Below are 1,372 nucleotides of genomic sequence, written 5' to 3'. Positions count from 1 at the left end.
TTTTTGCCATGATGAGTGTGTGTTAAAATTTGGGGTATTGTAGCATTTTTATTTGAAGCATGGCAAAAATTATACAGAAAAGCGGTTGTGTTTTTGTCGGTCTATTAGTTTGATAAAATTAGGTTTGGTAAAATTCATTCTCAGCTTAAAACAGCAACTTATTGATTTTTCAATAATTATTTTCTGTTTGTAGCAACTGTATTCCACTCCCATCAAAGTGCAATACAAAAACTTAGCACAAAGCGTCAATACCGAACATTTAACGTACGACAACTTGCTTTTGTAATTCATCTCTAACCCGTGCATTTAAAATGGTTAGTAGTTTGTGCATACAGGCAACAATGGCAACTTTGAAGGGCTTGCCATTGGCTCTTAATCTTTGATAGAAGGTTTTGATTTTCTCATCAAAGCGAGTAGCCACTAAGGTTGCCATATACAGTGCCTTACGCACTTCTGGTCGTCCTGCTTGACACAGACCTTTAAACTTAGTCTCTCCACTTTGCTTAGGGTGTGGGGCAACACCCACAAGACTGGCAAGTTGTTTGTGTGAGATTGTACCAAGCTCAGGCAGCATTGCCAACAAGGTGGCTGTGGTGGTTCCAACACCTTTAACACTTTGAATGACACTGCTGGTTTGTTTTAAATCTGGGTGATTGTCATCATCAAGATGGGTTTTGATTTGCTTGTCTAACTCATGAATTTGCTCTGTTAGGTAAGTAATATGAGCTTGAATGCTACTGATTTGACTGTGATGAGATTGCTCCAAGCGGTTTTTTTCAGCCACACACATTTGGACAAATTGATTGCGTCTGTTAATCAATGCGGTTAATAACTCTTGGCTTTGACTGGGTGGGCAATAAAGCAAGGTGGCTAAATCATCTCTTTGTGCCATCATTTTGGCATAAAAAGCAAGCATTTTAGCATCTTTGTTGTCTGTTTTGGTTAAGGGCTGTGATTTGGCAAATTGATGTGTTTGCCTTGGATTGGCAATCATGACACAAATGCCTGCTAAGTGTATGGCTTTGGCAAGGGGTACTTCAAGTCCACCTGTACTTTCTAGAACCACTAAGGTTTTGCCATTATCGCATTGTTTGTGTTCCTCTTTGATAAAACAGATGGCTTGGTCAATGCCTTGTGCTGTGTTATCATAGTTTTTGGTTTTGGGTGATAATGAAGTGGCAAGCACAAAGCTCTTTTTGGCAACGTCAATGCCAACAAAATGAACATAGTGTTTGTCTAACTCATTGTTTGCTGATTTCATACTCATCATAAACCTGCCTTGCATTCGGGTGTTAAACTGGCAACTGTACGGTTGTTATTGATGGGTGCTTATCTGGTTTCAATGCTACAAAACGAATGTCATCTCTAGGGG

General features: G+C 39.4%; 1 protein-coding gene. It reads right to left on the bottom strand.

What is annotated here, in order from left to right:
- Window positions 1-259: 259 nt before the first annotated feature.
- Window positions 260-1,261: an IS110 family transposase gene (locus tag B5J94_RS13225; RefSeq protein ID WP_143822008.1), complete on the bottom strand. Its 1,002-nt coding sequence runs from the start codon at window positions 1,259-1,261 to the stop codon at window positions 260-262.
- Between the last annotated feature and the right edge of the window lie 111 nt (window positions 1,262-1,372).

It is taken from the genome of Moraxella lacunata, assembly GCF_002027545.1.
GTDB lineage: Bacteria > Pseudomonadota > Gammaproteobacteria > Pseudomonadales > Moraxellaceae > Moraxella > Moraxella lacunata.
Note: the sequence above shows the minus strand (reverse complement) of the source record. Positions and strands in the feature narration are given on the sequence as shown.

What these genes read in the sequence shown, in the direction of transcription:
- B5J94_RS13225 (WP_143822008.1), bottom strand. Translation starts at nt 1,261, where the DNA reads ATGAAATCAGCAAACAATGAGTTAGACAAACACTATGTTCATTTTGTT.